This is a genomic window from Mycobacterium basiliense (genome assembly GCF_900292015.1).
Taxonomy (GTDB): Bacteria; Actinomycetota; Actinomycetes; order Mycobacteriales; family Mycobacteriaceae; genus Mycobacterium; species Mycobacterium basiliense.
This window is the reverse complement of sequence record NZ_LR130759.1, coordinates 2,297,069-2,320,612: the sequence shown is the minus strand read 5'-3', so window position 1 is coordinate 2,320,612 and position 23,544 is coordinate 2,297,069. Positions and strand designations below refer to the sequence as shown.

Here is a 23,544-nt window from a genome sequence, read left to right as displayed (position 1 = left end):
TATTGAAGATGAGTCAAAACTCCAACCTAGCCGCGCTTAGCGCCGCGGGAGTATCCGTTTGGCTGGACGACTTGTCGCGCGACCGTCTGCAGTCCGGCAACCTGCAGGACCTGATTGACACTATGAGTGTGGTCGGCGTGACAACCAACCCGTCCATCTTCCAAAAGGCGCTCTCCGAAGGGCATGCCTACGACGCGCAAGTGGCCGAGCTGGCCGAGCGCGGCGCCGACGTGGACGCCACCATCCGCACGGTCACCACCGACGATGTGCGCAACGCGTGCGACGTGCTCGCGCCGGCGTGGGAGTCCTCCGCCGGAGTCGACGGTCGGGTATCGATCGAGGTCGATCCGCGGCTAGCCCACGAGACCGACAAGACGATCCAGCAGGCCATCGAGCTGTGGAAGATTGTTGACCGGCCCAACCTGCTGATCAAGATCCCGGCAACCAAAGCCGGCTTACCCGCCATCACCGCCGTTCTGGCGGAAGGGATTTCGGTCAACGTTACGTTGATCTTTTCCGTCGAACGACACCGCGAGGTGATGGACGCCTACCTGGCTGGAATGGAAAAGGCCGCCAAGGCCGGCCATGACCTGTCCAAGATTCATTCGGTGGCCTCGTTTTTCGTGTCCCGGGTGGATACCGAAATCGACAAGCGGCTGGAAAAGCTCGGGTCACCGGAAGCGCTTGCGTTGCGCGGTCAGGCCGGTGTGGCTAATGCCCGTCTGGCCTATGGCGCCTACCAGGAGGTTTTCCAGGTCGGTGACCGTTACCAGGCACTGAAGGCCGCCGGCGCCCGGGTGCAACGCCCACTGTGGGCGTCGACCGGCGTCAAGAACCCGGACTATTCCGACACCCTGTACGTCACCGAGCTGGTCGCTCCGCACACGGTGAACACCATGCCGGAGAAGACCATCGACGCCGTAGCTGACCACGGCGTGGTCCGCGGAGACACGGTCAGTGGCACCGCATCGGACGCCCAGGACATCTTCGACAAACTCGCGGCTGTCGGAATAGACCTCGCCGACGTGTTCGTCGTCCTGGAGAACGAGGGCGTGGAGAAGTTCGAGACGTCGTGGAATGAGCTCCTCAAGGAAACCCAGGCACAGCTCGACAACGCCGACAAATGAGCCCAGCCACCGCGGCCACCCAATGGCATAACCCGCTACGCGACAAGCTGGATAAGCGGCTGCCCAGAATCGCCGGCTCATGTGGCATGGTGATCTTCGGCGTTACTGGCGACCTGGCCCGCAAAAAGGTGATGCCGGCGATCTACGACTTAGCCAACCGGGGACTGCTGCCGCCCACCTTCGCACTGGTGGGTTTTGCCCGCCGAGACTGGGACACCCAGGATTTCGGCAAGGTGGTCTATCAAGCGGTCAAGGAGCACTGCCGGACCCCCTTTCGACAGCAGAATTGGGACCGGTTGGCGGAGGGATTCCGCTTCGTGCCAGGCTCGTTCGACGACGATGCGGCGTTCGCCCGGCTCGCCGAGACGCTGGAGAAGCTGGACGTGGAACGCGGTACCGGCGGCAATCACGCCTTCTATCTTGCGATCCCGCCCAAGTCCTTCCCGGTGGTGTGCGAGAAGCTACACAAGTCCGGGTTGGCCCGCCCGCAGGGCGACCGGTGGAGTCGCGTGGTCATCGAAAAGCCGTTTGGGCACGATCTGCAAAGCGCCCGCGACCTGAACAAGGCGGTCAATGCGGTCTTTCCGGAAGAATCGGTCTTCCGTATCGACCACTACCTGGGCAAAGAAACGGTGCAGAACATCTTGGCGATGCGGTTCGCCAATCAGCTCTTCGATCCGATCTGGAACGCGCACTACGTCGACCACGTGCAGATCACCATGGCCGAAGACATCGGACTGGGCGGGCGAGCCGGCTATTACGACGGCATCGGCGCCGCCCGGGACGTCATCCAGAACCATTTGATGCAACTGCTGGCGCTCACGGCGATGGAGGAGCCGGTCAGCTTCAACCCCGCATCCCTGCAGACCGAGAAGATCAAGGTGCTGTCGGCCACCCAGCTTGCCGAACCGCTCGATGAGACCACCAGCCGCGGCCAATACGCCGCCGGCTGGCAGGGCGGGGAGAAGGTGGTCGGACTACTCGAGGAGGAAGGGTTCTCCAAGGACTCCACCACCGAAACCTTCGCGGCGATAACGCTGGAGGTGGACACCCGGCGCTGGGCGGGTGTGCCGTTCTACCTGCGCACCGGAAAACGATTGGGCCGCAGGGTGACCGAGATCGCCCTGGTCTTCAAACGTGCCCCGCATCTTCCTTTCGACGCCACCATGACCGACGAGCTCGGTGCCAACGCCATGGTGATCCGGGTGCAGCCCGATGAAGGGGTCACGTTGCGATTCGGTTCCAAAGTTCCGGGTTCGGCAATGGAAGTGCGCGACGTCAACATGGATTTCTCCTACGGCTCAGCGTTTGCCGAGGATTCGCCGGAGGCCTACGAAAGGTTGATTCTCGACGTGTTACTCGGCGAGCCCTCCCTTTTCCCGGTCAATGCGGAGGTCGAATTAGCTTGGGAAATATTGGATCCCGTCCTGGACAACTGGGCACGGAATGGCAAACCCGAACCCTACGAGGCGGGCACCTGGGGCCCGGAGTCAGCGTTTGAGATGCTGCGCCGCACCGGCCGGGAATGGCGGCGGCCATGATCCGCGCCGACAACGATGCAGAGCGAAGCGATGAGGAGGAGCGGCGCTCATGATCCGCGCCGACAACGATGCAGAGCGAAGCGATGAGGAGGAGCGGCGCTCATGATCGTCGATTTGCCTGACACCACAACCACCGCGATCAACAAGAAACTCGACGAACTCCGCGAAAAGATTGGCGCCGTCACGATGGGGCGGGTGCTGACGCTGATCATCGTGCCGGATAGCGATGCGATGTGTGAAGAGGCGATCGACGCGGCCAACGATGCCAGCCATGAGCATCCCAGCCGGATCATCGTCACTATGCGGGGCGACCCATACGCTGACGAACCGCGGTTGGATGCACAACTGCGGGTGGGTGCGGACGCCGGGGCCGGGGAGGTCGTGGTACTGCAGCTGTCCGGCCCGCTCGCCGGTCATGCCGACAGCGTCGTTACCCCGTTCTTGCTTCCCGATATTCCGGTAGTGGCGTGGTGGCCCGACATCGCTCCCGCAGTGCCCGCCCAGGATCCGTTGGGTAAGTTAGCAATTCGTCGTATTACTGACGCGACGAACGGCATCGACCCGTTGTCGGCAATCAAGAGCCGGCTCCCGGGGTACACCGCGGGAGACACCGATCTGGCGTGGAGCCGCATCACCTATTGGCGGGCGCTGCTGACCTCCGCCGTCGACCAGCCACCCCACGAGCAGATCGAATCGGCGCTGGTTTCCGGTTTGAAGACCGAGCCGGCACTGGACATCTTGGCTGGTTGGCTGGCCAGTCGGATCGAGGGTCCGGTGCGCCGCGAGGTCGGCGAGCTTAAGGTGGAGCTGGTCCGGAAGAGCGAAACCATCTTGCTGAGCCGGCCCCAAGAGGGCATTACCGCCACGCTGAGCCGAACCGCCAAACCCGACGCCTTGGTTCCCCTGGCGCGCCGGGTAACCGGGGAGTGTCTGGCCGAAGATCTGCGTCGGTTGGATCCGGACGAGATCTACTTCGCCGCCCTCGAGGGCATCAAAAAGGTGCAGTACATATGAGCCTGGACGTCGAGGTCTTCCCCGATAGCGACGCCTTGGTCGGGGCCGCGGGTCAGCGGCTGGTGGATGCCATCGGTGGCGCGGTGGCCGCACGTGGGCAGGCGCTGATCGTGTTGACCGGCGGCGGCAACGGCATCGCGTTGCTGCGCTATCTCGGTACCCAAGGGCCACGAATCGACTGGTCCAAGGTTCATGTGTTCTGGGGCGACGACCGCTACGTGCCTGGCCACGACGACGAGCGCAACGACAAACAGGCACGCGCGGCGTTGCTCGATCACGTGGACATCCCGGCGAACCAGGTGCACCCGATGGCCGCCAGCGACGGCAACTTCGGAACCGACCTCGACGCCGCGGCACTGGCCTACGAACAGGTTCTGGCGGCCAACGCCGCACCTGGTCAACTGGCACCGAATTTCGACGTCCACCTGCTGGGCATGGGGCCCGAAGGCCACATCAATTCGCTTTTTCCGGACACTCAGGCCGTGCGGGAGACCACCCGGCTCGTGGTCGCCGTCGAGGACTCCCCCAAACCACCGCCACAGCGAATTACCCTGACGCTGCCGGCAATCCAACGTTCGCGCGAAGTCTGGTTGATGGTATCCGGCCGCGCCAAGGCCGACGCCGCCGCAGCTGCCATCGCCGGCGCCGACCCGGTGGCGTTGCCCGCGGCCGGTGCCGTCGGGCGCGAGAAGACACGCTGGCTGCTGGACCGCGATGCCGCGGCCCGGCTTGCTGGCTGATCGGACGCCGCCCGCCCGGGGGGGGGGTGTTGCCCCTCGACAAAGGGGCCATAATGACCGTCATGGCAGATAGAACCGGCCGCCCGACGCCAGCGCGACAACGAATGAAGACCCTCACCCAGGCGGCGTTGAACGCCGATAAGACGGTGGAGCAGGTCGAAGACGTCCTCGACGGGCTGGGCAAGACTATGAATGACTTGAACAGTTCGCTGTCGGCCCTCAATGCCACGGTGGAACGCCTCGAGGGCGGCCTGGACCACCTCGAGGGCACGCTGTCCAGCCTGGACGATCTGGCCAAGCGGCTTATCGTGCTGGTCGAGCCGGTGGAGGCCATCGTCGATCGGATTGACTACATCGTGAGCCTGGGTGAAACGGTGATGTCCCCGCTGTCGATCACCGAACACACGGTTCGCGGCTTCCTGGACAAGCTGCGGAACCGAACGGCGCGCTAACGGAGCCGCTGCTGGTTTCGCTACATCGAACCGATTTTGCGACGACCAACGAACTGGACTGAACCGGTGCAGGTGGTACCGGCGGTCCCGGAGATGTTGACCGCGACGGCACCGGCGCGGGTGCCCCCGGCCATCAATGCGCCACCCATCAGCCGCTGTTTCTCAGCGCACTCGCCAACCCGTTCATCGTCAACAGAATGCCCCGTTGCACGATTTCGTCGTCCTCACCGCTGCGGTACCGACGCAGCAGTTCCACCTGAAGGTGGTTCAACGGCTCCAGGTAGGGAAAGCGGTTGAACACCGAGCGCGCCAGGGCCGGGTTGTCGGCGAGCAGGTCGTCTTGTCCGGTGATGCGTTTGTACATGGTGATCGTACGGTGGTGTTCGTCGGCGATCTTGTCGAACACTCGGCGGCGCAACGCTTCATCGGCCACCAGTTCGGCGTAACGGGCCGCCAATCCCAGGTCACTCTTGGCCATTACTTGCGCCATGTTGGACAGCACGCTGCGAAAAAACGGCCACCGCTGATACAGGTCGTGTAGCACTGCGAGCCGCTCGGCTGCGCTTTCCGGCCCCGCGGCGATCCACTGCTCGAACGCCGACCCGGTGCCGTACCAACCGGGCAGCATCACCCGCGACTGGCTCCAGGCCAGTACCCACGGGATGGCGCGCAGGTCCGCGATAGACGCGGTCGGCTTGCGCGAGGTTGGCCGGCTACCAATGTTCAGCGCGCCGATTTCACTGACCGGGGTTGAAGCCTTGAAGTACTCAACGAAACCCGGTGTCTCGTGCACTAATTCGGCGTACGCACGTTGCGCCAGGGCCGCTACCTCGTCGAGCACCGCATAGGCCGGTGCCGCCGTGTCACCTAGCCCCTCGACGTCCAGTAGCGTCGATTCCAGGGTGGCGGCCAGCAAGCTCTCCAGATTGCGCCGCGCCATCTGTGGTTCGGCGTACTTGGCCGCGATCACCTCGCCCTGCTCGGTGAGCCGCAACGAGCCGCTTACCGCGCCCGGTGGCTGGGCCAGGATGGCTTGGTAGCTGGGGCCGCCGCCGCGGCCGACGGTGCCGCCGCGCCCATGGAAGAGGCGCAACCGGATTCCGGTCTTGCGCGCCGCTTCCACCAGCGCAAGCTCCGCGCGGTACACCGCCCAGTTGGCCGCCAGATACCCGCCGTCCTTGTTGGAATCCGAATAGCCGAGCATCACCTCCTGGCAGCCACCCCGGGCTGTCACCAACGCTCGATACAGCGGCAGATCCAACATCGCCTGCAATATGGTCGCCCCATTGTGCAGATCTTCGATCGTCTCGAATAGCGGCGAGATGCCCACCGGGCAATAAGGTTCCGACTCGGAAGCATCCAGTAGGCCAACCTCTTTGAGCAGGATCGCGGCTTCCAGCATGTCCGAAACCGACTGGCACATCGAGATGATGTAGTTGGGCACCGCCGCAGCGCCAAAGGTCCGGACCGCATGGGCGGCTGCCGCCAGGACATCGAGCTCGCTGCGAGCCAGATCCGACAGCGGCGCGCCATCGCGGATCAGCGGCCGGCGGGTGCTCAGTTCGGTGGCCAGCAGCTCCACCCGCTCATCTTCGGTCAGCGAGCTGTAGTCCGGGTGCACACCCGACCATGCGAATAGCTCACTGACCACCTCTTCGTGAACGTCGGAATTTTGCCGCATATCCAAGCCGGACAGGTGAAAGCCGAAGACGTGCACCGCTTCACGCAGCCGGGCTAGCCGGTCGTCGGCCAGCAGCCCAGCGCCGTGCGTGCGCAGTGAGGCATCGATGGTGTCAAGATCGGCCCGAAGGTCGTCGTGCCTGGCATATGGCGGCAGGCCCAAGGCAAGCGTGTGCTGCGGCTGCTGGTCCAGGACTTGGGCCGCGGTCGCACTGAGCCGGCCACGGACCACGTGTAACGCCCGTCGGTACGGCTCGTCCGGCCGGGCACCCTCGGGACACGCCTCGGCAAGGGCGGCCAAGTCAGGTGTGACGGTAATCAGTCGCGCCGACATCGACAGTTCTTGTGCGAGTGCCGTCAGTTCGGCCAGGTAATGCTCCAGCGCGGCGAAGGCGGCGCTACCGGTGGCCAGCCGGACCACGTCGGCGGTGACATTGGGGTTTCCATCCCGGTCGCCGCCGATCCAAGATCCCGGGCGCAAGATGGGTTCGACAAACAGCTCGGCATCGGGCCAGCGAGCCCGCAACGCCTCCCGAACCTCGGCGTTGACCTGCGGGATCACTTCGAAGAGCGCGGCCGGGTAGTACCGCAACCCCACCTCGATCTCGTCGGAGATCTGCAAGCGGAACAGCCGGATCAGCGCGGTCTGCCACAACCTCAAGACCTGGCGGCGCAATTCGACTTCGATGCCGCGGCCGTCGTCCGTCTCGGTGTGTCCTTCCGCGTGCAGTCGCATCAACTGGGTGATTCGGTGCTGGGTCTCGAAAATGGTGCGACGCCGGGTCTCGGTCGGATGCGCGGTGATCACCGGAGACACCAACGCACCCTGCAGAGCCTCGGCGATGGTTGACGAATCCAACTGGGCCGCATCGAGTTTCATATACGTGGCGGCCAGACTGCTATCTTGTGGTGGCTCGCCGGCGGCGACGTGAATGCTGCGACGACGTTCGCGGTGGATGTCCTCGGCCACGTTGGCAAGCAGTGCGAAATGACTGAACGCGCGGATGATGGGGATGGCTTGGTGGATGTCGATGCCCTCGAACATGCGAGCCATTTCGGCGCGGTCGATCTCGGAGCGCCGCACTCGGAAGGCCTCCACCCGAGCTCGCTCCACAAGATCGAAGACCTCGTCGCCGTTCTGCTCACGCACGGTATCGCCGAGGATGGTGCCCAGTAGCCTGATGTCGGCGCGCATGGGTTCGGTCGCCTCGCGGCCGATCCGGGTCCGGTGGACATCGCCGATGGGCTCCAGCGCGGTATCGGAAACCTCAACCATGCGTCCCAGTATTAAGGACCAGCGCGCCCGGCGCCTGTTGTCGATCGGTTGTTCGGTAGGCTGCTGGCCATGGAGTTGGCACTGCAGATCACGTTGGTGGTCACCAGCGTGCTGGTGGTGTTGCTGGTGCTGCTGCACCGCGCGAAGGGTGGTGGCCTGTCGACACTGTTCGGCGGCGGTGTGCAGTCATCGCTGTCCGGGTCCACCGTTGTGGAGAAGAATCTCGACCGGTTAACCCTGTTCATCACCGGGATCTGGCTGGTATCTATCGTCGGCGTGGCATTGCTGATCAAGTACCGCTGACCCACCAGCCCGGGCCGGGTTTGGGGGGAATCGCCTCCCGATGCCGGCTGCCGACTGGCCGACGCGAGGCTCACAGCCAGCGCATTGTTAGCTGGCGACAATGCGGATCAGGATGTCGCGGTTGACCCGAAGATGCTCGGAGATGAGCTGCGTCGAGCGTCGCTCGTCGCGTTGGTGAAGCGCCTCATAGATGGCTTTGTGTTCGCTCAAAGCCTTTTCCGCATCGGTCTTGTACTCGCCTTCGCTGGCCTCGAGAATGGCTAACGCATAGAGCATCTCGGCCTCGATCGCGGCAAAGAACCGATCCACGCGCGGGCTGTCCAGCAGGCCGATGATCGCAGCGTGGAAATCGAGGTCGGACTTGACGATCAGCCCGGAATCGCTCCCACGCGAGGCCTGCTCCAGCCGACCGAGCGCCTCGGTAAGGCGTTCGAACCGGTAGGCGGAGTCCACAGCGCCCGCCGCACACCACCGTTTGGCGGCATCTAGTTCGAGGACCTCGCGCGAGCGGTACATATCGGTGATATCGCCAGCGCTGAAGTCCACCACGGTCGACCCCTTATGCCGCTGATGGCGAACCAGCCCGTCGGACTCCAAGACTCGCAGCGCATCTCGAACCGTACGACGGGAAACCTGATAACGGTCGGCAATCAATTCCTCGCGAAGTGCAGCACCGCGCTTCGCCTCGCCGGACAGGATCGACTCCCGTATCAGATCCGCGACCTGTTCGCCAATGGTGCCGCGAGCCGGTAACCGCCCGCGTGTCTGATCTGGACCATCCGCCCTTGGTGCCACCACCACTTCTTTCTGAGCATTCTTCGTCTCGCAACATTGTTACCACGCCTGTTTGCACCGCTTTCGACACGCGCTGCATGGTCGACCGACAACATCGGCTCGCACATACCCAGATCGACGCGTATGGTCAACGAGCGAATCGTGTCATTGTGACATTGGTGACCAATATTGGATGAGAGCGAATGCACTCGCGTCTAGGTAGGGGGCCGACCATCGAAGGCGAACCCCGGCTGCGCCGGGCATTGGGCGTTGCCGGGCTGGTTGCGTTCGGCTTGGCCTACATCGATCCGCTGGCAATGTTCGACACGTTCGGCGTCGTCAGCCAGACGACCCACGGTCACGTGCCGACCGCTTACATCGTGACATTTCTCGCGATGCTGATTACCGCCGCAAGCTACGCCGTGCTCGTGCACGCCTACCCCAGCGCCGGGAGTGCCTATACCTTCGCGCGACGCGCGTTCGGCGGCAACGTCGGCTTTCTGACCGGCTGGGCATTGATGCTCGACTACCTGCTGTTGCCCCTGGTCAACTATCTATTGATCGGGATCTACCTCAACGCGCAGTTCCCGGCCATCCCGCGACCCGTGTTCTGCTTGGGCGCTATCGCCCTGGTGACCACCGTCAACATTGTCGGCGTCGTCATCATGAACCGGCTCAATTTCGTGCTAGTCGGTTTGCAATTGCTGTTCGTCGTGGTCTTCATTGCGGTGTCAATGCTGTTTCTGCGTGACCACCCGGACGCGTCGTTGCTGCAGCCGCTCTACAGCGCCGGATTTCAGGGCGGTGACATACTCGGTGGGGCGGCCGTCGTCGCCTTGAGCTTCGTCGGCTTCGACGCGGTATCGACGATGGCCGAGGAGGCACGTAACCCGCGCCGCACGGTTCCGCTGGCAATCATCCTTACGGTGCTCATCGGCGGTGCCATCTTCTTGGCGGTGTCCTACTGCGCAACCGTGGTCGAGCCCGACTATCGCGCAATCACCGCCCCCAACGCGGCCGCCCTGCAGATAGTGGTCGCTGCCGGCGGCAATTCGCTGCAGACGTTTTTTGTCGTCGCCTACATGTGCGCATGCAGCGCCGCGGCGCTGTCGTCGCAAGTCAGCGTCACCCGCGTGCTCTATGCCATGGGACGCGACGGTGTGCTGCCCCATGCGGTGTTTGGCCGGGTCAGCCAGCGATTCCACACGCCGATCGGAGCGGCCCTTGTCGTCTCGGTCATCTCCACGCTGGCACTGATCGCCGACCTCGAGACGATGGCATCGATCGTCAGTTTCGGCGCGTTGGCGGCCTTCACGCTGGTGCATCTCGCGGTGACCAAGCACTTCCTGATCGATCGGCGCCGACGCGGGTGGCGTAACTGGGTGTTGTACGCGGCAATGCCCGCCGTCGGGGTCGTCTTGACAGGCTGGCTGTGGACCAACCTTTCCGTTGGCGCCTTCGCCATCGGGTTTGCCTGGCTCGGGATCGGCGCCGCCTATCTGGCGGCGCTGACGCGCGGATTTCGCGGGCCAGCGCCTGCAGTGGACTTCGACGCCGATGCGGCACCCATCGATACCCACGTTGCTCTGACCAAAGAAGGGACCCTGCAGTGAAATCCGTGAAAGCCCCGACGGGCTTCGACTTCTTCGCCCATCCCGAACTGCCGGCGCCGCCGGTCACCGAGGGCGATGCCGAGAAGTTCGTCGTTGAGAACTACGGAACCACCGCTCAAGCAACGAATCTGGGAAGCCAGCAGGACGCCAACTTCCTGATGACAGATCCCCACGGCAACACCGTCGGGGTGCTGAAGGTGGCCAACGCGGTGTTCGGCACCGACGAGATCGGTGCCCAGGTCGAAGCCGTTGAATGGGTGGCTGAACGCGACAGCGCACTACGACTCCCCCGCGCCATCCCGGACCGCCGGGGCCAGCAACACACTCTCATGTCGATCGGGCAACAAGCGCTGGGAACGGCGCGCCTGCTGACCTTTCTGCCGGGCGGCACCTTATCGCAGTCGGGATATCTCGCACCCAGCGTTCTCGCCGGCATGGGGAACCTGACTGGCCGTGTCAGCCGGGCGCTGGCGTCATTTGATCATCCCGGGCTAGACCGTGTGCTGCAGTGGGATCCGCGCTTTGCGGGCGAGGCCGTCGACGCCCTCGTCGGTTATGTGACCGACCCCGCGGAGGCCCACCGCGTCTCAGTTGCCACCTCCACGGCGGTCAACACCCTTCAGCGCTTGAACCCGCAACTGCCCCGACAGGCTGTTCATCTCGACATCACCGACACCAACACGGTGGGGTCCCTGGGGCACGACGGGCGCCGCCACCCCGATGGCGTCATCGACTTCGGTGACCTGACCACGACCTGGGCAGTCGCCGAGCTGGCCACCACCGTCGCCGCCTGCCTACATCACCCGGGCGCCGAACCGGCCGCGCTACTTCCACTCATCGCGGCGTTTCACGCAATTCGTCCCCTCAGCGGCGACGAGGTCGAAGCGCTGTGGCCGATGGTGATCGCGCGGGCGACCGTGCTACTGGTCAGTGATCTCCAACAGGTCGCCATCGACCCCGACAACGAATACGCGGCCAACACCGTCCAACGCGAACGGGCCATCCTCGACCAGGCTCTACTCATACCGGTCCCCGTGATGACCGGCCTCATCAATGACCGGCTAGGCATCCCCCAACGGCCGCGCCATCGCCTTCCCACACCGCGGCGGACGATCGTCAACTTCGACCCGAACTCCGTTGCAACGCTGGATCTTTCGGTGGAGTCCGACATGGCGGACCGGGGTGCCTGGCTCGATGGCGCCCCGGCCGACCAACTGGCGCACGCCGTATTCGCGTCCCACACCTGCGCCGCAGCGACTCGCTACGCGGCCACCCGGATGGACTGCATCGACCCGCTGCACCCGCAGAGCAGCCCCACCATCGCCACCGGCATCGACTTCTGGCCGCGCGACGACGCTGACATCTTTGCGCCGTGGGACGGAGACGTCGTTGGCGGCTCTGGGACCATCACCCTGCGCACCGCCTCCCACGACCTACACCTAACCGGTGCGCGGCCGCTGCCGACGAGTGGCCCACGGGTTAAAGCGGGCCAGCCATGGGCCAAAGCAGGCGCTGGACAACGCATTCACCTCGCGCTACGCCAGACTGGAACGCCAGTCGCGCCCCACACGGTACGCCCGGAATACGCACCCGGCTGGTTGGCTATCACCGAGGATCCTGCCGTGCTATTGGGGTTGGAGCCAGTCGCCCGGGCGGCACCCGACGTGCTGGAACGGCGAGCCGCCTCGTTCGCCGACGTCCAGGAGCACTATTACGACGACCCGCCGCAGATCGAACGAGGCTGGCGGCACTACTTGCTGTCCACCGATGGGCGCAGCTATCTGGACATGGTCAACAACGTCACCGTTCTGGGTCATGCGCATCCCGATGTCGCCACGGCGGCAGCGCGCCAACTGGACCGGCTCAACACCAACTCGCGATTCAACTACGCGATCGTGGTGGAGTTCTGCGAACGACTTACCGAGCTGCTGCCGGATCCCCTCGACACCGTATTCCTGGTCAACTCCGGTTCGGAGGCCGACGACCTCGCATTGCGGCTGGCGATGGCGGCCACCGGCCGACACGACGTCGTCGCGGTTGGCGAGGCTTATCACGGCTGGACGTACGCCACCGACGCGGTATCCACGTCCACCGCGGACAACCCCAACGCATTGAACACCCGGCCATCCTGGGTGCACACCGTGGAGTCCCCGAACAGCTTCCGCGGAAAGCATCGCGGCACCGCCGCATCCCAGTACGCCCGCGATGCCGTCACCGTAGTCGAGGGCCTCATCCGCTCGGGTCGCGCCCCCGCGGCGTTCATCTCCGAAACCGTCTACGGCAGCGCCGGAGGAATGGCTCTTCCCGACGGCTATCTGGACGCGGTCTACACCGCTATCCGCGCCGCAGGCGGACTGGCCATCGCCGATGAAGTCCAGGTCGGATACGGCAGGCTTGGGAAGTGGTTCTGGGGATTCGAGCAACAGGGCGTCGTCCCCGACATCGTGACCATCGCCAAGGCGACCGGCAACGGCCATCCCGTCGGCGCCGTCATCACCAGCAGGGCCATCGCACAACGGTTCCGCTCGCAGGGCTACTTCTTCTCGTCCACAGGTGGCAGCCCGCTATCGAGCGCAGTCGGGATCGCGGTACTCGACGTGCTGAAAAGCGAGCGGCTGCAAGACAATGCCCTGGCGGTCGGCAATCACTTGGTCGCCCGCCTGCATGACTTGGCCGCCAAGCACCCCCTCATCGGAACGGTGCATGGCTGCGGCCTCTACATCGGCGTGGAGTTGGTCCGTGACCGGAACACTCTGGAGCCGGCAGCTGAAGAGACCGCCGCCATCTGCGACCGGATGCTCGAACTCGGAGTCATCATCCAGCCGACCAGCGAGCGGATGAACGTCCTGAAGACCAAGCCACCGCTGTGCATCGACATGACCGCGGCGGACTACTTCGTCGACATGCTCGACCGAGTGCTAACAGAGGGGTGGTGAGCACTCGCGTGACCGATCGCTGAGCGTGCGCCCACGATTACGGCAGCGGCCCCCCGGCAGCGATGGCCGCTAGCGTGGCAAACTGCTCCCCGTCCAGCGACGCCCCGCCGACCAGGCCACCGTCGATGTCCGGCTGGGCCACCAGGTCGCCGACGTTCTTGGCGTTCACCGACCCGCCGTAGAGTACCCGCACGGAGTCGGCTATCGCCGACGACGCGAGCGACGCCAGCTCACCGCGGATCGCCGCGCAGACCTCCTGGGCGTCGGCGGCGCTGGCCACGCGTCCGGTCCCGATCGCCCAGACCGGCTCATAGGCGATGACCACCGAAGCGATCTGCTCGGTGGAAAGGCCGGCCAACGAGCCGCGTAGTTGTTCGACGTTGTGCGACACGTGATTTCCGGCTTCGCGGACGTCGAGGTGTTCGCCAATGCAGACGATCGGCGTGAGACCATGCTTGAGCGCGGAGGCCGCCTTGGCGGCCACCAGGGCGTCATCCTCGTCGTGATAGGTACGCCGCTCGGAGTGCCCGACGACAACGAAGCTGCAGCCCAGTTTGGCCAGGAATGCCCCACTGATGTCACCGGTGTAGGCCCCGGAGTCGTGTTGCGATAAGTCCTGCGCCCCATAGGTCAGCCGCAGCTTGTCACCGTCGACCAGGGTTTGCACACTGCGCAGGTCGGTGAACGGTGGGATCACCGTGACATCAACCTTGTCGTAATACTTGTCCGGCAAGGAAAAAGCGATCTTTTGCACCAGTGCGATCGCCTCGAAATGATTGAGGTTCATCTTCCAGTTGCCCGCGATCAGCGGCTTGCGGCTCACGACTTCCCTCCACTCGGCTGCTCACGACCCAACACCTCGATGCCGGGAAGCGTCTTACCTTCAAGGTATTCCAGCGACGCACCGCCACCGGTGGAGATGTGGGAGAACGAACCCTCCGAGATGCCCAGCGTGCGAACCGCGGCCGCGGAGTCGCCGCCGCCGACCACGCTGAAAGCGCCTTTGGCGGTCGCGGCGACGATTGCTTCGGCGACACCTTCGGTGCCCGCCGCATACGCCGGAAACTCGAACACGCCCATCGGACCGTTCCAGAAGATGGTCCTGGCGTTGGACAGCAGCGTGGCGAACCGCTTGATCGATCCCGGTCCGATATCCAGCCCCATCAGACCGTCCGGGATCTCATCGGCAGCAACGGTTTGCGGCGGCGAATCGGCATCGAATTTCTCGGTCACCACGATGTCGACGGGCAACCGCAGCACATCGTGATAGGTGTCGAGCAGCCTACGACACGTCTCGATCATCTCTTCTTCCAGCAGCGATGCCCCCACCGAATAGCCCTGTGCGGCAAGGAAGGTAAAGCACATGCCACCGCCGATCACGATACTGTCAGCCTTGGTCGCCAGCGACTCGATCACGCCGAGTTTGTCGGAGACCTTCGATCCGCCGAGTACCACCGCATAGGGCCGCTCGGTCGAGCTGGTCAACTGCTCCAACACAGAAATCTCGTCCGCCACCAACGTGCCGGCGTAATGCGGCAGCAACGTCGCGACGTCGTACACCGAGGCTTGCTTGCGGTGCACCACCCCGAACCCGTCCGAGACGAAAGCACCTCCCGGCCAGACCAATTCGGCGAGCTGCTTGGCCAGGGCAAGGCGCTCGCTGTCGTTTTTGCTGGTCTCGCGCGGATCGAAGCGGATGTTCTCCAACAACAGGATGTCGCCGTCGGTCAGGCCTTCGGCGCGGGCCAGGGCGTCGGTGCCGACGACGTCACCGGCCAATTGCACATGCCGGCCCAGCTGTTCGCCCAGCGCCGCGGCCACCGGCGCCAGGGACAATTGCGGGTCGGGACCATCCTTGGGACGGCCTAGGTGCGCGGTGACCACGACTTTCGCGCCGGCATCCACCAGTGCCTTCAGGGTTGGCACCGACGCGGTGATGCGCCCCGCGTCGGTGATCGTGCCGTCCTCGAGCGGGACATTCAGATCGGAACGCACCAGCACGCCACGGCCCGAAACACCTTCGTCTAGAAGGTCTTTGAGGTTGAAAATGGACACGGTTAGAGCGACTTGCCAACCAGCGCGACCAGATCAACGAGGCGGTTGGAGTATCCCCATTCGTTGTCGTACCAGGACACCACCTTGGCTTGGTCGCCGATCACCTTGGTCAGGCCGGAGTCGAAGATCGAGCTGTGCGGGTCGGTGACTATGTCGCTGGAGACGATGGGCGCGTCGTAGTACTTCAGGATGCCCTTAAGCCGGCCCTCGGCCGCAGCCTTGAACGCCGCATTGATCTCTTCGGCGGTGGCCGACTTGGCCAGGTCGGCCGTCAGGTCGGTGACCGATCCGGTCGGGATCGGTACCCGCAGCGCGTAGCCGTCGAGTTTGCCTTGGAGCTCCGGCATCACCAGGCCGATTGCCTTGGCCGCGCCGGTCGAGGTCGGCACGATATTCAGCGCGGCCGCGCGGGCACGACGGAGATCTTTGTGTGGACCGTCCTGCAGGTTTTGGTCCTGGGTGTAAGCGTGGATGGTGGTCATCAGACCCTTAACGATGCCGAACTCGTCATGGAGGACCTTGGCCAACGGCGCAAGGCAGTTGGTGGTGCACGAGGCGTTGGAGACGATGTTTTGGCTGCCATCGTATTTGTCGTCGTTGACGCCGAGGACGATGGTCAGATCGGGGTCGGTAGCGGGCGCCGAAATGATCACTTTCTTGGCACCGGCTTCCACGTGGCCTTTGGCCTTGGCCGCGTTGGTGAACAGGCCGGTGGATTCGACCACCACGTCAACGCCGAGGTCCCCCCACGGCAGTGCGGCGGGGCCCTCCCGCACCTCCAGTGCCTTGATCTTTGCGGTGCCGACCACAATCGTGTCCTCGCCCTCGAGGGTGACCTCGTAGGGCAACCGGCCCAGGATTGAGTCGAATTTGAGCAGGTGGGCCAGTGTGCTGTTGTCGGTGATGTCGTTGACGGCCACCACCTCGATGTCAGCGGTCCCTTGCTCTTGCTGAGCCAATAAGGCCCGGTAAAAGTTGCGGCCGATGCGACCAAAGCCGTTGATGCCTACCCGGACCGTCACTTGCCTCTCCCTGCCTTTCCCTGTCCGCTTATGCGCGCTTGTCGTCAGCCTAGATCAGGTACCACCACCGCCGCCCTGCCGGTAACGGTGCCGCAACTCGGCAGCGGCGAAATGCCAGGTTCGGCCGAGTAGCGGCCGCGACGAACCTGCGCGATAGACGATTTGACGGGCAGCGATGGCCCCCACCAGGGTGGCGCCTTGACGGAATTGTGACGGCCGAACGTCACCATTTGGACACGGCGCGGTGCGGCGTGCCGCGTGTTGCACATCAGCTGCTGACAATTGTGCCGGTCGGCTAGACACGAGTGCAGTAAAGCCCACACGGTTGGGCGTTTTAGGAAAGAGGAGTCGGCGGTGACGACGGTCTTTGATCGGTTCAGCTTCAAAGTAGTGGCCTGCGCCGGGTTGTGCGGGGCTGCCCTGGCGTTGAGCCCGGATGCGGCAGCCACCCCGCTGAAAACCGACGGCTACGCGTGCATCCAGGGGATGGCGGGCGAAGGCGGCGCGCCGGCGGCCGGCGGACCCGCTGCCGCCGGCGGTCCGGCGGCCACCGGCGGGCTATGCAAAGCTAGCGCCCCGCTCACTGACATGGCCGGTGTTCCGATGGCTGTGCCGGGGCCTGCCCCGGTGCTGCCGGCCGGCGCCCCGCTGATCGACCTTGGGCCGGCGGCCGCGGCCGCCGCCCCCGTCCCCATCCCGGCCGGCGCCCCCGTCCCCATCCCGGCCGGCGCCCCCGTCCCCATCCCGGCCGGCGCCCCCGTCCCCATCCCGGCCGGCGCCCCCGTCCCCATCCCGGCCGGCGCCCCCGTCCCCATCCCGGCCGGCGCCCCCGTCCCCATCCCGGCCGGCGCCCCCGTCCCCATCCCGGCCGGCGCCCCGGCATTGGTTCCGATGCCAGCAGGTGTCCCGTTGATCGCTCTTGGGCCGGTGGCGGCGGGAGCCCCGGTGGGTGCGCCGCTACCGGTTGGCGCTCCAATCACGGAGATGTCTGGGACCGGTAAGGGTGCGCCGACTGGCCCGGCCCCGGCCGGCGGGCCGGTGGTCGGTGAGCCGGTTGCGCCCGGTCCTTCCGGCGCGGGCGGAAGCTGAACCTCTCCGCACCGTTCCGGGCGCCCAACCGCCTCATCGAGCGCAAGCGGCGCCTTCAGCGCCGCTTGCGCAGCCACCGCAACGCCGATTCGGCGGCGTGGTAACCGCACAGCCCGTGAATGCCGGCACCCGGCGGAGCCGACTGCGAACACAGGTAAACGCCCGGCACCCCGATGCGGTAGGGGTCAATGGCCACCCGCGGCCGGAGAACGACCTGAAGCCGGTCGTTGGCACCGCCGATAATGTCCCCGCCGATAAAGTTGCGGTTGTAGGACTGCAGTTCGCCCGTCGACTTGCTGACGGTGGCGATGATGCGGTCGCGGAAGCCGGGGGCGAATCGCTCGATTTGGTCAACCACGGCCCCGGTGGCATCACCGGTATAGCCGAACGGAACGTGCGCATAGGCCCATATTGGATTGAGGTTGTCCGCTGACCGCGACGGGTCGGCCAGATACTGCTGCCCCACGAGCACGAAGGGGCGCTGCACCATCTTGCCCTGTGCGCGTTGACGTTCGGTATCTGAGATCTCGGCGAAGCTGCCCCCCAAGTGGACCGTGCCGGCCCGCCCACAGTTGGCGTTGGTCCACGGAATGCCGCCCTCGATGGCGAAGTCGACCTTAAACGCCGACGAACCCTGGCGATAACGCCGATAGGACCGTTTGACCAGGCCCGGCATGAGATCGCCATAGATCGCTAGCACCTGTGACGGGCTGAGATCAAGCATGACGATGTCGGCGTCGGGGATGTCACTGCGGCTGGTGACGGTCACACCGGTGGTGATGCTGCCGCCATGCGCCGCCACGGCGGCGGCTAGGGCCGCCGTGATCGACCCGGATCCGCCCTGCGCAACGGGCCAGCCGTAGCGGTGCCCGCTGGCCAGGATCATCAGTCCCAGCGACGCCGTCAGCGGCCGGTCCAGTCGGGTGTACACGTGTGCGGCCGCACCACCGAAGAGCGCGCGGGCCTGCTCAGTGCGGAACCAGCGCGCCGCCACGGTGGCCGGCAGCGCCGCACGCGGGCCGAAGGCAGCAAGCCGGATCGGATGTCGCGGAACGTTGATCACGGGGCGGAGCAAGTCGCTTGCTAGTTCATCGAATCCGGAAGCGAGGTCGCCCACCGCCCTGCGCCATCGGGTGCCGTCCGGTCCCAGCTGCGCTGCGGTCGCATCGATCGACTGCAGCAGCACCCCGGCGCTGCCGTCGTCGAGCGGGTGCGCGCAGTCCACCTCCGGCCACTTCCACGTCAACCCGTACCGCTGCAGATCGATCTCCTTCCAGAACGGCGAACCGACGCCGAGCGGATGAAAAGCCGAGCAGTGATCGTGGATGAGCCCCGGCCTGGTCAACTCGCCCGAGCGCGCTCCCCCACCGACGGTGTCGCTGGCCTCAAGCACCTGCACGTCCAGACCCTGGCGAGCCAGGTGAATGGCGGCAGCCAGGCCATTAGGCCCGGCCCCGACCACGACCGCGGTCGTCACGGCTGTCCGGGCACCGCGCGTTGGGTCGTGACATGAACGGGGAACTCGTCATCCGGCTCGGGCCACGGCTGTCGCGTCAACATGTCCTTGACATCGACATAACCCGCCTCGATCAACCCGGTTTTGGCATCAACAATGCGATACCACTGCTTCTGGACGTGGATCGGCTGACCTTCCAGGATTATGACGCGGACGTCCCCGTCGGCGAAGTTGCATCGCCGTTGCACGGCCTCCACCAGCTGCTCGTTGTGCAGGTGCCCCTCACCGAAATTCCACCCCACCAACGGCCCGGCCACGATCTCGCCCTCTCGGATTTTGTAGTCGGCTTCGTTGTCCACCGCCCGGGGCAACAGACCGTTGAGCGCCCTGCCGTGAGTGTGCATTGCCCGGAACGCGGCGGTCTTGTCGGCCATGATTTCGGCGGTCTTGGCGTCGTACAGCTTGCCCAATTGATTGACCACCAGCGCCGAGCTTTTGACGACGTTTTCCTCGATCTTGTCCTCGGCAGCCGCGCGGAAGCACCACACGCTGGTGGCCCAGTTCCCGGCGTAATAGCGCATCGCCGGCAGGAACGAAATCTTCTCCGGGAAAAGGTTTCCCGCGATCACGACAAGCACCGCGGCGAGCACGATGACCAGCAGCAGTGGCGACCGCAGGTCGGTGGCTTGGATCGAGCCGTAGTGCCCGAACAGGTAGAACAGCGAGAAGATGAAGAACACATTCCATTCCAGCGGGACTCCCATGGGGAGGTTGGACAAGATGTTGAGGTGGAAGATCACCATGAATCCAATCAGGAACCACCGCCAGGGCTGATCACCGGCGACAAATACCAGAATCGACGGAACCAGAAATTCCGCGGTGGTCCCGCCGACGTGTGCCATGATCTTCGGCAGCCAGGACGGGCGCAAATCATTCACGTGATCCAGGTAGAGCAGGTGCTTGATCGGGTTGAACAGCCTGCCCCGCAGCAGGGCATTATTGCTGGTCATCACCGAGACCACGTACGGGAAATGGTGGTTGACCTTGGAGGTTGCCGCCCCCCACCACAACGCCAGCATGATGAGCTTGAAGGCCGCGATCTGGTCGGTGAATGGGAAGAAGAACACGAACAGCTTCAACCAATAGTGTTCGCCACGAGCGGCCAGGAAAATTGTCTTGTCCCGTAGGCCCAACAGCGCCAGGGCGACGATCGTCGGGATGAGCAGGACCGGGTTGATCAGACCCACATCGCCATCGGCCGTAACCGGTCCACCACGCCCTGGCGACAGCAGCGCCCAAACCCCGCCGATCAACACGATCGCATAAAGAGCGACATCGATCAGAGCGCGGGAATCCCCGCGGGTGAATGGCACCTTGTCCGGCCATGCCGGCAATCGAATTGTGTTGGGCCGCAACCAGTAAAGAAATCCGCCAATCGGCGGCATGAACCGCCCGGTCAAAGGACCCGATCCACAACCAAAACCCAACACCTCAAACAGCAGCGTGAAGATGATGACCTTCTGGTACACGATCGGCTGTGTCCACCAGTCGGCGATATGGGCCAGTCCGCCTAGGCCGGGGGTCAACGCGATGATCGCCGCCGGCGCGGCCACATACACACCGATCTTGATCAAGTAGAGCAGATACACCGCATACGGCGTCCCGAAGCCGTGCTCCGCCCAGTGCCGAGTGACGATTTGCAGTCGCGTGGCCCGTGGCAGGGTCTGCCAGCTGTCGTGATCGACGTCCGGAAGCTCCGGTGACATGAATCCCATGACGGCCTTCCTACGATTCGGTGCGGTACCGCTGGCCCCCAGTTTCCTTCACAAGCGATGCTTGCATCAATATTCGAAGCAGTCGATCGCGCGGTTGCCTTCGGCCGGGCAGAGATTCCCGGAGCGCGGCTATTGCTCGTCGGGCGCGGTCGATCGGCCCGGATCTGCGCCGAGCGGCGCCCTCCGCGCGACCCCTCATCGCACACGGATGGCTGCCCGAGTTTCCCAGTCGACCGATTGTCGTCCTAGCGGACCACAAACCCGCGCCCGCCGAGAGCACGGTGGGACCTTGCGGAGGCGCACAGGTCTGCCGTCACTGTCGCTCGCCTCGTTTGTCCCTTGACGTGCACAAACGTAACTTCCAGCGCCGCCGGACACCATATGAGCGGAAACCGAAAATCGCCATCGGCTTTGTGCGCACAGCACGAACAGCCAAGCCCCGCTACGTGGGTGTGCGCAGCACCGCCGGAGCCATCCATCGGCAGACCTCCAACGCGGTCTGCACCTTGAACACCGCATCCGGATCGTCGAGACTCTGATCACAGAGCTCCATCGCCTGAGCAACACGATATTGAATAGTGTTGCGATGCAGCGTCATTGCCTCGGCGGTTGCCACATAGCTCCGGTTGCGGATCAAGAACTCGCGCAGGGTCTCGCGCAACCACTCGGTGCGCTCATCGGCAATGCTGAGCTGGCCGAGCACATCGGCGACGAAGCGCCGCAGCTCATCCAGATCCGCGGCCATTAGCGCCACCGGCGCGACCTCGGTGTAACAGACAACGCGGGCGCCGCGGGCCCCACCGGCGTGCGCCACCGCCTTGACCAGCTCAGCCTCGTTCAACGAGGCCCGGAAGCCGTGCAGTCCGTGACCCACCCGACCGCACGCCAGCCGTGCCGGGAGACCTGCCGTCTCGAATGCAGCACACAAACGGGACGGGTCGGTCGGTACCCCTTCGCGAGGCGCAGCAACGGAAAACCATAGGCGTACCTCATGTTCATCGGTCGGCACCATCAATGAGCCGGTCACCTGATCCAGTTCGTCGGCCACCAACAAGCGGATACGATCGAACAGCGACACCACGTCACCGACCGGCACGGTCGTATCCGCCCACGCCAATGCCGCGAGGTGCGCCCCGTCCAACCGGTAGCCCAGCACCCGTTCCGCGCGTTGTGCGTCGACCGGGGTACCCGCGAGCACCTGGCCGACCCACTGTTGCTGCAGGCCGCTGCGCCGACTCAACCAGCGATCGTGTTCCTCTTCGTAGGCGATAATCAGCTGGTCGGCCACCATGTCGATGACCCGCGACGAGCGATTCACCAACTCGGTGATGGTCGGCACTTGCTGCGCCGGCTCCAATAGCGACACGTACTGCATCGCCACCTCGAGGAATCGCGCATGACCGAGTCGATGTGCCCTCACCAACGGCGCCAACGGCACGTCGCGTTGCGCCGAAGCCCGGGCGTACGCCAAGGCGGCCGCCGGTGCTTCGAGCACCGAGCTGGGTGTATCGCGATCCAGATAGTGGATGGCAGCGAGATAGTTTTCGGTAAGACTCGCCCGCCACAGGTCCAGCATGCGGGCGTCGTGGTTGAGCCCGCGAATCTCGTCCTTCATCATGGCGAACAACCCCGCGATGAACTCGTCGCGGATCGTGTCCATCTGCCGGGCAATCACCGAGATGCATCCGCCTGCGACTTCGGCCACCTGCACGTCCCTTCTGGGCTGGGCTCCGATCAGCACCAATGATCACCTTGCCCGCCCACAGGCCAACGCGGGAGGGTTTCGGCCCGATGCCGCCACGTCGCTTCCGCTTCGGTCGTTACCATCGAAAGACTCGACGGCAACGGAGCCGCGAGGACGGCGCGAGGGAGGAACGTGAGCACCGATAGCCCGGATATCGGAGATCCCGAGATCGGCAAGTGGGACCCAGGCCTAACCAAGCGCTTGATGGATGTGATGCGCCCAGTTTTGAAAACCTACTTCCGATGCGAGGTGCATGGCCTGGATGCCTTTCCGCCGGGCGGAGCACTGGTGGTCGGTAACCACTCCGGCGGAATGTTTCCGATGGACGTCCCCATCTTCAGCGTCAGCTTCTACGAGAAATTCGGCTACGACCGACCGGTCTACACGCTTAGCCACGACATCCTTTTCATGGGCTTGACCGGACAGCTTTTCCGGCGCACCGGCTACATCCGGGCCAGTCGGCACAACGCCGCCAAGGCCCTACGGTCCGGCGGCGTGGTCATCGTGTTTCCCGGTGGCGACTACGACGCGTACCGACCTACCTTCTCCGAGAACATCATCGACTTCAACGGTCGCAAGGGATACGTCAGCACCGCGATCGAGGCCGGCGTGCCCATCGTTCCCGCGGTGTCGATAGGCGGCCAGGAGACGCAGTTCTACCTGTCACGGGGCACCTGGCTGGCCGAGCGGTTGGGCTTAAAACGCTTGCTGCGCAGCGATATCCTGCCGCTGTCATTCGGATTTCCGTTTGGGTTTAGTGCCGCGATACCACCCAACCTGCCGCTGCCGACCAAGATCGTCACCGAGGTGCTCGATCCCATCGACATCACCGGGCAGTTCGGCGAGAATCCCGATGTCGACGAAGTCGACGCCCACGTTCGGTCGGTGATGCAGGAAGCCCTCAACCGGCTGGCCGCTACGCGACGTTTCCCGATCCTGGGGTAAAC

Annotated in this window: 18 protein-coding genes; 10 read left to right on the top strand and 8 right to left on the bottom strand. The window is 64.6% G+C overall.

Going from position 1 to position 23,544, the window contains the following annotated elements; translation table 11 throughout:
* Window positions 1–8: 8 nt before the first annotated feature.
* The 5 genes from tal to MB901379_RS09990 all read left to right on the top strand — a co-directional run bounded on the left by tal (window position 9) and on the right by MB901379_RS09990 (window position 4,874).
* Window positions 9–1,127 (top strand): transaldolase, encoded by a 1,119-nt coding sequence (gene tal, locus MB901379_RS10010; RefSeq protein WP_158016566.1) that lies wholly within the window; start codon window positions 9–11, stop codon window positions 1,125–1,127.
* Complete coding sequence (gene zwf, locus MB901379_RS10005) at window positions 1,124–2,668, top strand: glucose-6-phosphate dehydrogenase (RefSeq protein ID WP_158016565.1); 1,545 nt, start codon at window positions 1,124–1,126, stop codon at window positions 2,666–2,668. The genes tal and zwf overlap by 4 nt, the downstream gene beginning before the upstream one ends.
* A gap of 102 nt (window positions 2,669–2,770) precedes the next feature.
* The gene (opcA, locus tag MB901379_RS10000) at window positions 2,771–3,682 is read left to right on the top strand and encodes a glucose-6-phosphate dehydrogenase assembly protein OpcA (protein ID WP_158016564.1); all 912 of its coding nucleotides are present in this window, start codon (window positions 2,771–2,773) and stop codon (window positions 3,680–3,682) included.
* A complete protein-coding gene (gene pgl, locus MB901379_RS09995; RefSeq protein ID WP_158016563.1) occupies window positions 3,679–4,422 on the top strand; it encodes a 6-phosphogluconolactonase in 744 nt (247 codons plus the stop codon). Before opcA ends, pgl begins: the two co-directional genes overlap by 4 nt.
* 53 nt (window positions 4,423–4,475) lie before the next feature.
* On the top strand, window positions 4,476–4,874 hold the full coding sequence (locus MB901379_RS09990) for an ATPase (RefSeq protein WP_158016562.1): 399 nt from the start codon (window positions 4,476–4,478) through the stop codon (window positions 4,872–4,874).
* A 148-nt stretch (window positions 4,875–5,022) separates the two neighbouring features.
* On the opposite strand, the gene ppc is transcribed toward MB901379_RS09990, so the two are convergent.
* A complete protein-coding gene (ppc, locus tag MB901379_RS09985; protein WP_158016561.1) occupies window positions 5,023–7,830 on the bottom strand; it encodes a phosphoenolpyruvate carboxylase in 2,808 nt (935 codons plus the stop codon).
* Window positions 7,831–7,899: 69 nt separating this feature from the next.
* Between ppc and secG the strand changes: the two genes are divergently transcribed.
* Complete coding sequence (gene secG, locus MB901379_RS09980; RefSeq protein ID WP_158016560.1) at window positions 7,900–8,133, top strand: preprotein translocase subunit SecG; 234 nt, start codon at window positions 7,900–7,902, stop codon at window positions 8,131–8,133.
* Window positions 8,134–8,220: 87 nt separating this feature from the next.
* Here the strand turns inward: secG and MB901379_RS09975 are convergent, their stop codons facing one another.
* On the bottom strand, window positions 8,221–8,928 hold the full coding sequence (locus MB901379_RS09975; RefSeq protein ID WP_232022030.1) for a GntR family transcriptional regulator: 708 nt from the start codon (window positions 8,926–8,928) through the stop codon (window positions 8,221–8,223).
* A 182-nt stretch (window positions 8,929–9,110) separates the two neighbouring features.
* Here MB901379_RS09975 and MB901379_RS09970 point away from each other — a divergent pair, with 182 nt between their 5' ends.
* A complete protein-coding gene (locus tag MB901379_RS09970) occupies window positions 9,111–10,520 on the top strand; it encodes an APC family permease (RefSeq protein ID WP_232022029.1) in 1,410 nt (469 codons plus the stop codon).
* Window positions 10,517–13,456 (top strand): aminotransferase, encoded by a 2,940-nt coding sequence (locus MB901379_RS09965; protein ID WP_158016558.1) that lies wholly within the window; start codon window positions 10,517–10,519, stop codon window positions 13,454–13,456. The genes MB901379_RS09970 and MB901379_RS09965 overlap by 4 nt, the downstream gene beginning before the upstream one ends.
* Window positions 13,457–13,493: 37 nt before the next feature.
* Here MB901379_RS09965 and tpiA read toward each other — a convergent pair whose 3' ends face one another.
* Genes tpiA through gap form a run of 3 tightly spaced genes read right to left on the bottom strand, consistent with a single transcriptional unit; the run spans window position 13,494 to window position 16,533 of the window.
* On the bottom strand, window positions 13,494–14,279 hold the full coding sequence (gene tpiA, locus MB901379_RS09960; RefSeq protein WP_158016557.1) for a triose-phosphate isomerase: 786 nt from the start codon (window positions 14,277–14,279) through the stop codon (window positions 13,494–13,496).
* Window positions 14,276–15,511 (bottom strand): phosphoglycerate kinase, encoded by a 1,236-nt coding sequence (locus MB901379_RS09955; RefSeq protein ID WP_158016556.1) that lies wholly within the window; start codon window positions 15,509–15,511, stop codon window positions 14,276–14,278. Before MB901379_RS09955 ends, tpiA begins: the two co-directional genes overlap by 4 nt.
* Before the next feature lie 2 nt (window positions 15,512–15,513).
* Window positions 15,514–16,533: a type I glyceraldehyde-3-phosphate dehydrogenase gene (gene gap / locus MB901379_RS09950; RefSeq protein ID WP_158016555.1), complete on the bottom strand. Its 1,020-nt coding sequence runs from the start codon at window positions 16,531–16,533 to the stop codon at window positions 15,514–15,516.
* Between the two features lie 354 nt (window positions 16,534–16,887).
* Between gap and MB901379_RS09945 the strand changes: the two genes are divergently transcribed.
* The gene (locus MB901379_RS09945) at window positions 16,888–17,622 is read left to right on the top strand and encodes a beta-xylosidase (RefSeq protein ID WP_158016554.1); all 735 of its coding nucleotides are present in this window, start codon (window positions 16,888–16,890) and stop codon (window positions 17,620–17,622) included.
* A gap of 55 nt (window positions 17,623–17,677) precedes the next feature.
* Here MB901379_RS09945 and MB901379_RS09940 read toward each other — a convergent pair whose 3' ends face one another.
* The 3 genes from MB901379_RS09940 to MB901379_RS09930 all read right to left on the bottom strand — a co-directional run bounded on the left by MB901379_RS09940 (window position 17,678) and on the right by MB901379_RS09930 (window position 22,558).
* Entirely contained in the window at window positions 17,678–19,099 is a 1,422-nt protein-coding gene (locus MB901379_RS09940) for a phytoene desaturase family protein (RefSeq protein WP_158016553.1), read from the bottom strand.
* A complete protein-coding gene (locus MB901379_RS09935; protein ID WP_158016552.1) occupies window positions 19,096–20,853 on the bottom strand; it encodes a DUF3556 domain-containing protein in 1,758 nt (585 codons plus the stop codon). The genes MB901379_RS09940 and MB901379_RS09935 overlap by 4 nt, the downstream gene beginning before the upstream one ends.
* 442 nt (window positions 20,854–21,295) lie before the next feature.
* Window positions 21,296–22,558, bottom strand: coding sequence for a PucR family transcriptional regulator (locus MB901379_RS09930; protein ID WP_158019067.1), 1,263 nt, complete (start codon window positions 22,556–22,558; stop codon window positions 21,296–21,298).
* A 243-nt stretch (window positions 22,559–22,801) separates the two neighbouring features.
* Between MB901379_RS09930 and MB901379_RS09925 the strand changes: the two genes are divergently transcribed.
* Complete coding sequence (locus MB901379_RS09925) at window positions 22,802–23,542, top strand: lysophospholipid acyltransferase family protein (protein WP_158019066.1); 741 nt, start codon at window positions 22,802–22,804, stop codon at window positions 23,540–23,542.
* Window positions 23,543–23,544 lie beyond the last annotated feature (2 nt).

What these genes read in the sequence shown, in the direction of transcription:
- MB901379_RS09990 (WP_158016562.1), top strand. Translation starts at nt 4,476, where the DNA reads ATGACCGTCATGGCAGATAGAACCGGCCGCCCGACGCCAGCGCGACAA.
- ppc (WP_158016561.1), bottom strand. Translation starts at nt 7,830, where the DNA reads ATGGTTGAGGTTTCCGATACCGCGCTGGAGCCCATCGGCGATGTCCAC.
- MB901379_RS09970 (WP_232022029.1), top strand. Translation starts at nt 9,111, where the DNA reads ATGCACTCGCGTCTAGGTAGGGGGCCGACCATCGAAGGCGAACCCCGG.
- zwf (WP_158016565.1), top strand. Translation starts at nt 1,124, where the DNA reads ATGAGCCCAGCCACCGCGGCCACCCAATGGCATAACCCGCTACGCGAC.
- pgl (WP_158016563.1), top strand. Translation starts at nt 3,679, where the DNA reads ATGAGCCTGGACGTCGAGGTCTTCCCCGATAGCGACGCCTTGGTCGGG.
- secG (WP_158016560.1), top strand. Translation starts at nt 7,900, where the DNA reads ATGGAGTTGGCACTGCAGATCACGTTGGTGGTCACCAGCGTGCTGGTG.
- tal (WP_158016566.1), top strand. Translation starts at nt 9, where the DNA reads ATGAGTCAAAACTCCAACCTAGCCGCGCTTAGCGCCGCGGGAGTATCC.
- MB901379_RS09925 (WP_158019066.1), top strand. Translation starts at nt 22,802, where the DNA reads ATGGATGTGATGCGCCCAGTTTTGAAAACCTACTTCCGATGCGAGGTG.
- MB901379_RS09935 (WP_158016552.1), bottom strand. Translation starts at nt 20,853, where the DNA reads ATGGGATTCATGTCACCGGAGCTTCCGGACGTCGATCACGACAGCTGG.
- opcA (WP_158016564.1), top strand. Translation starts at nt 2,771, where the DNA reads ATGATCGTCGATTTGCCTGACACCACAACCACCGCGATCAACAAGAAA.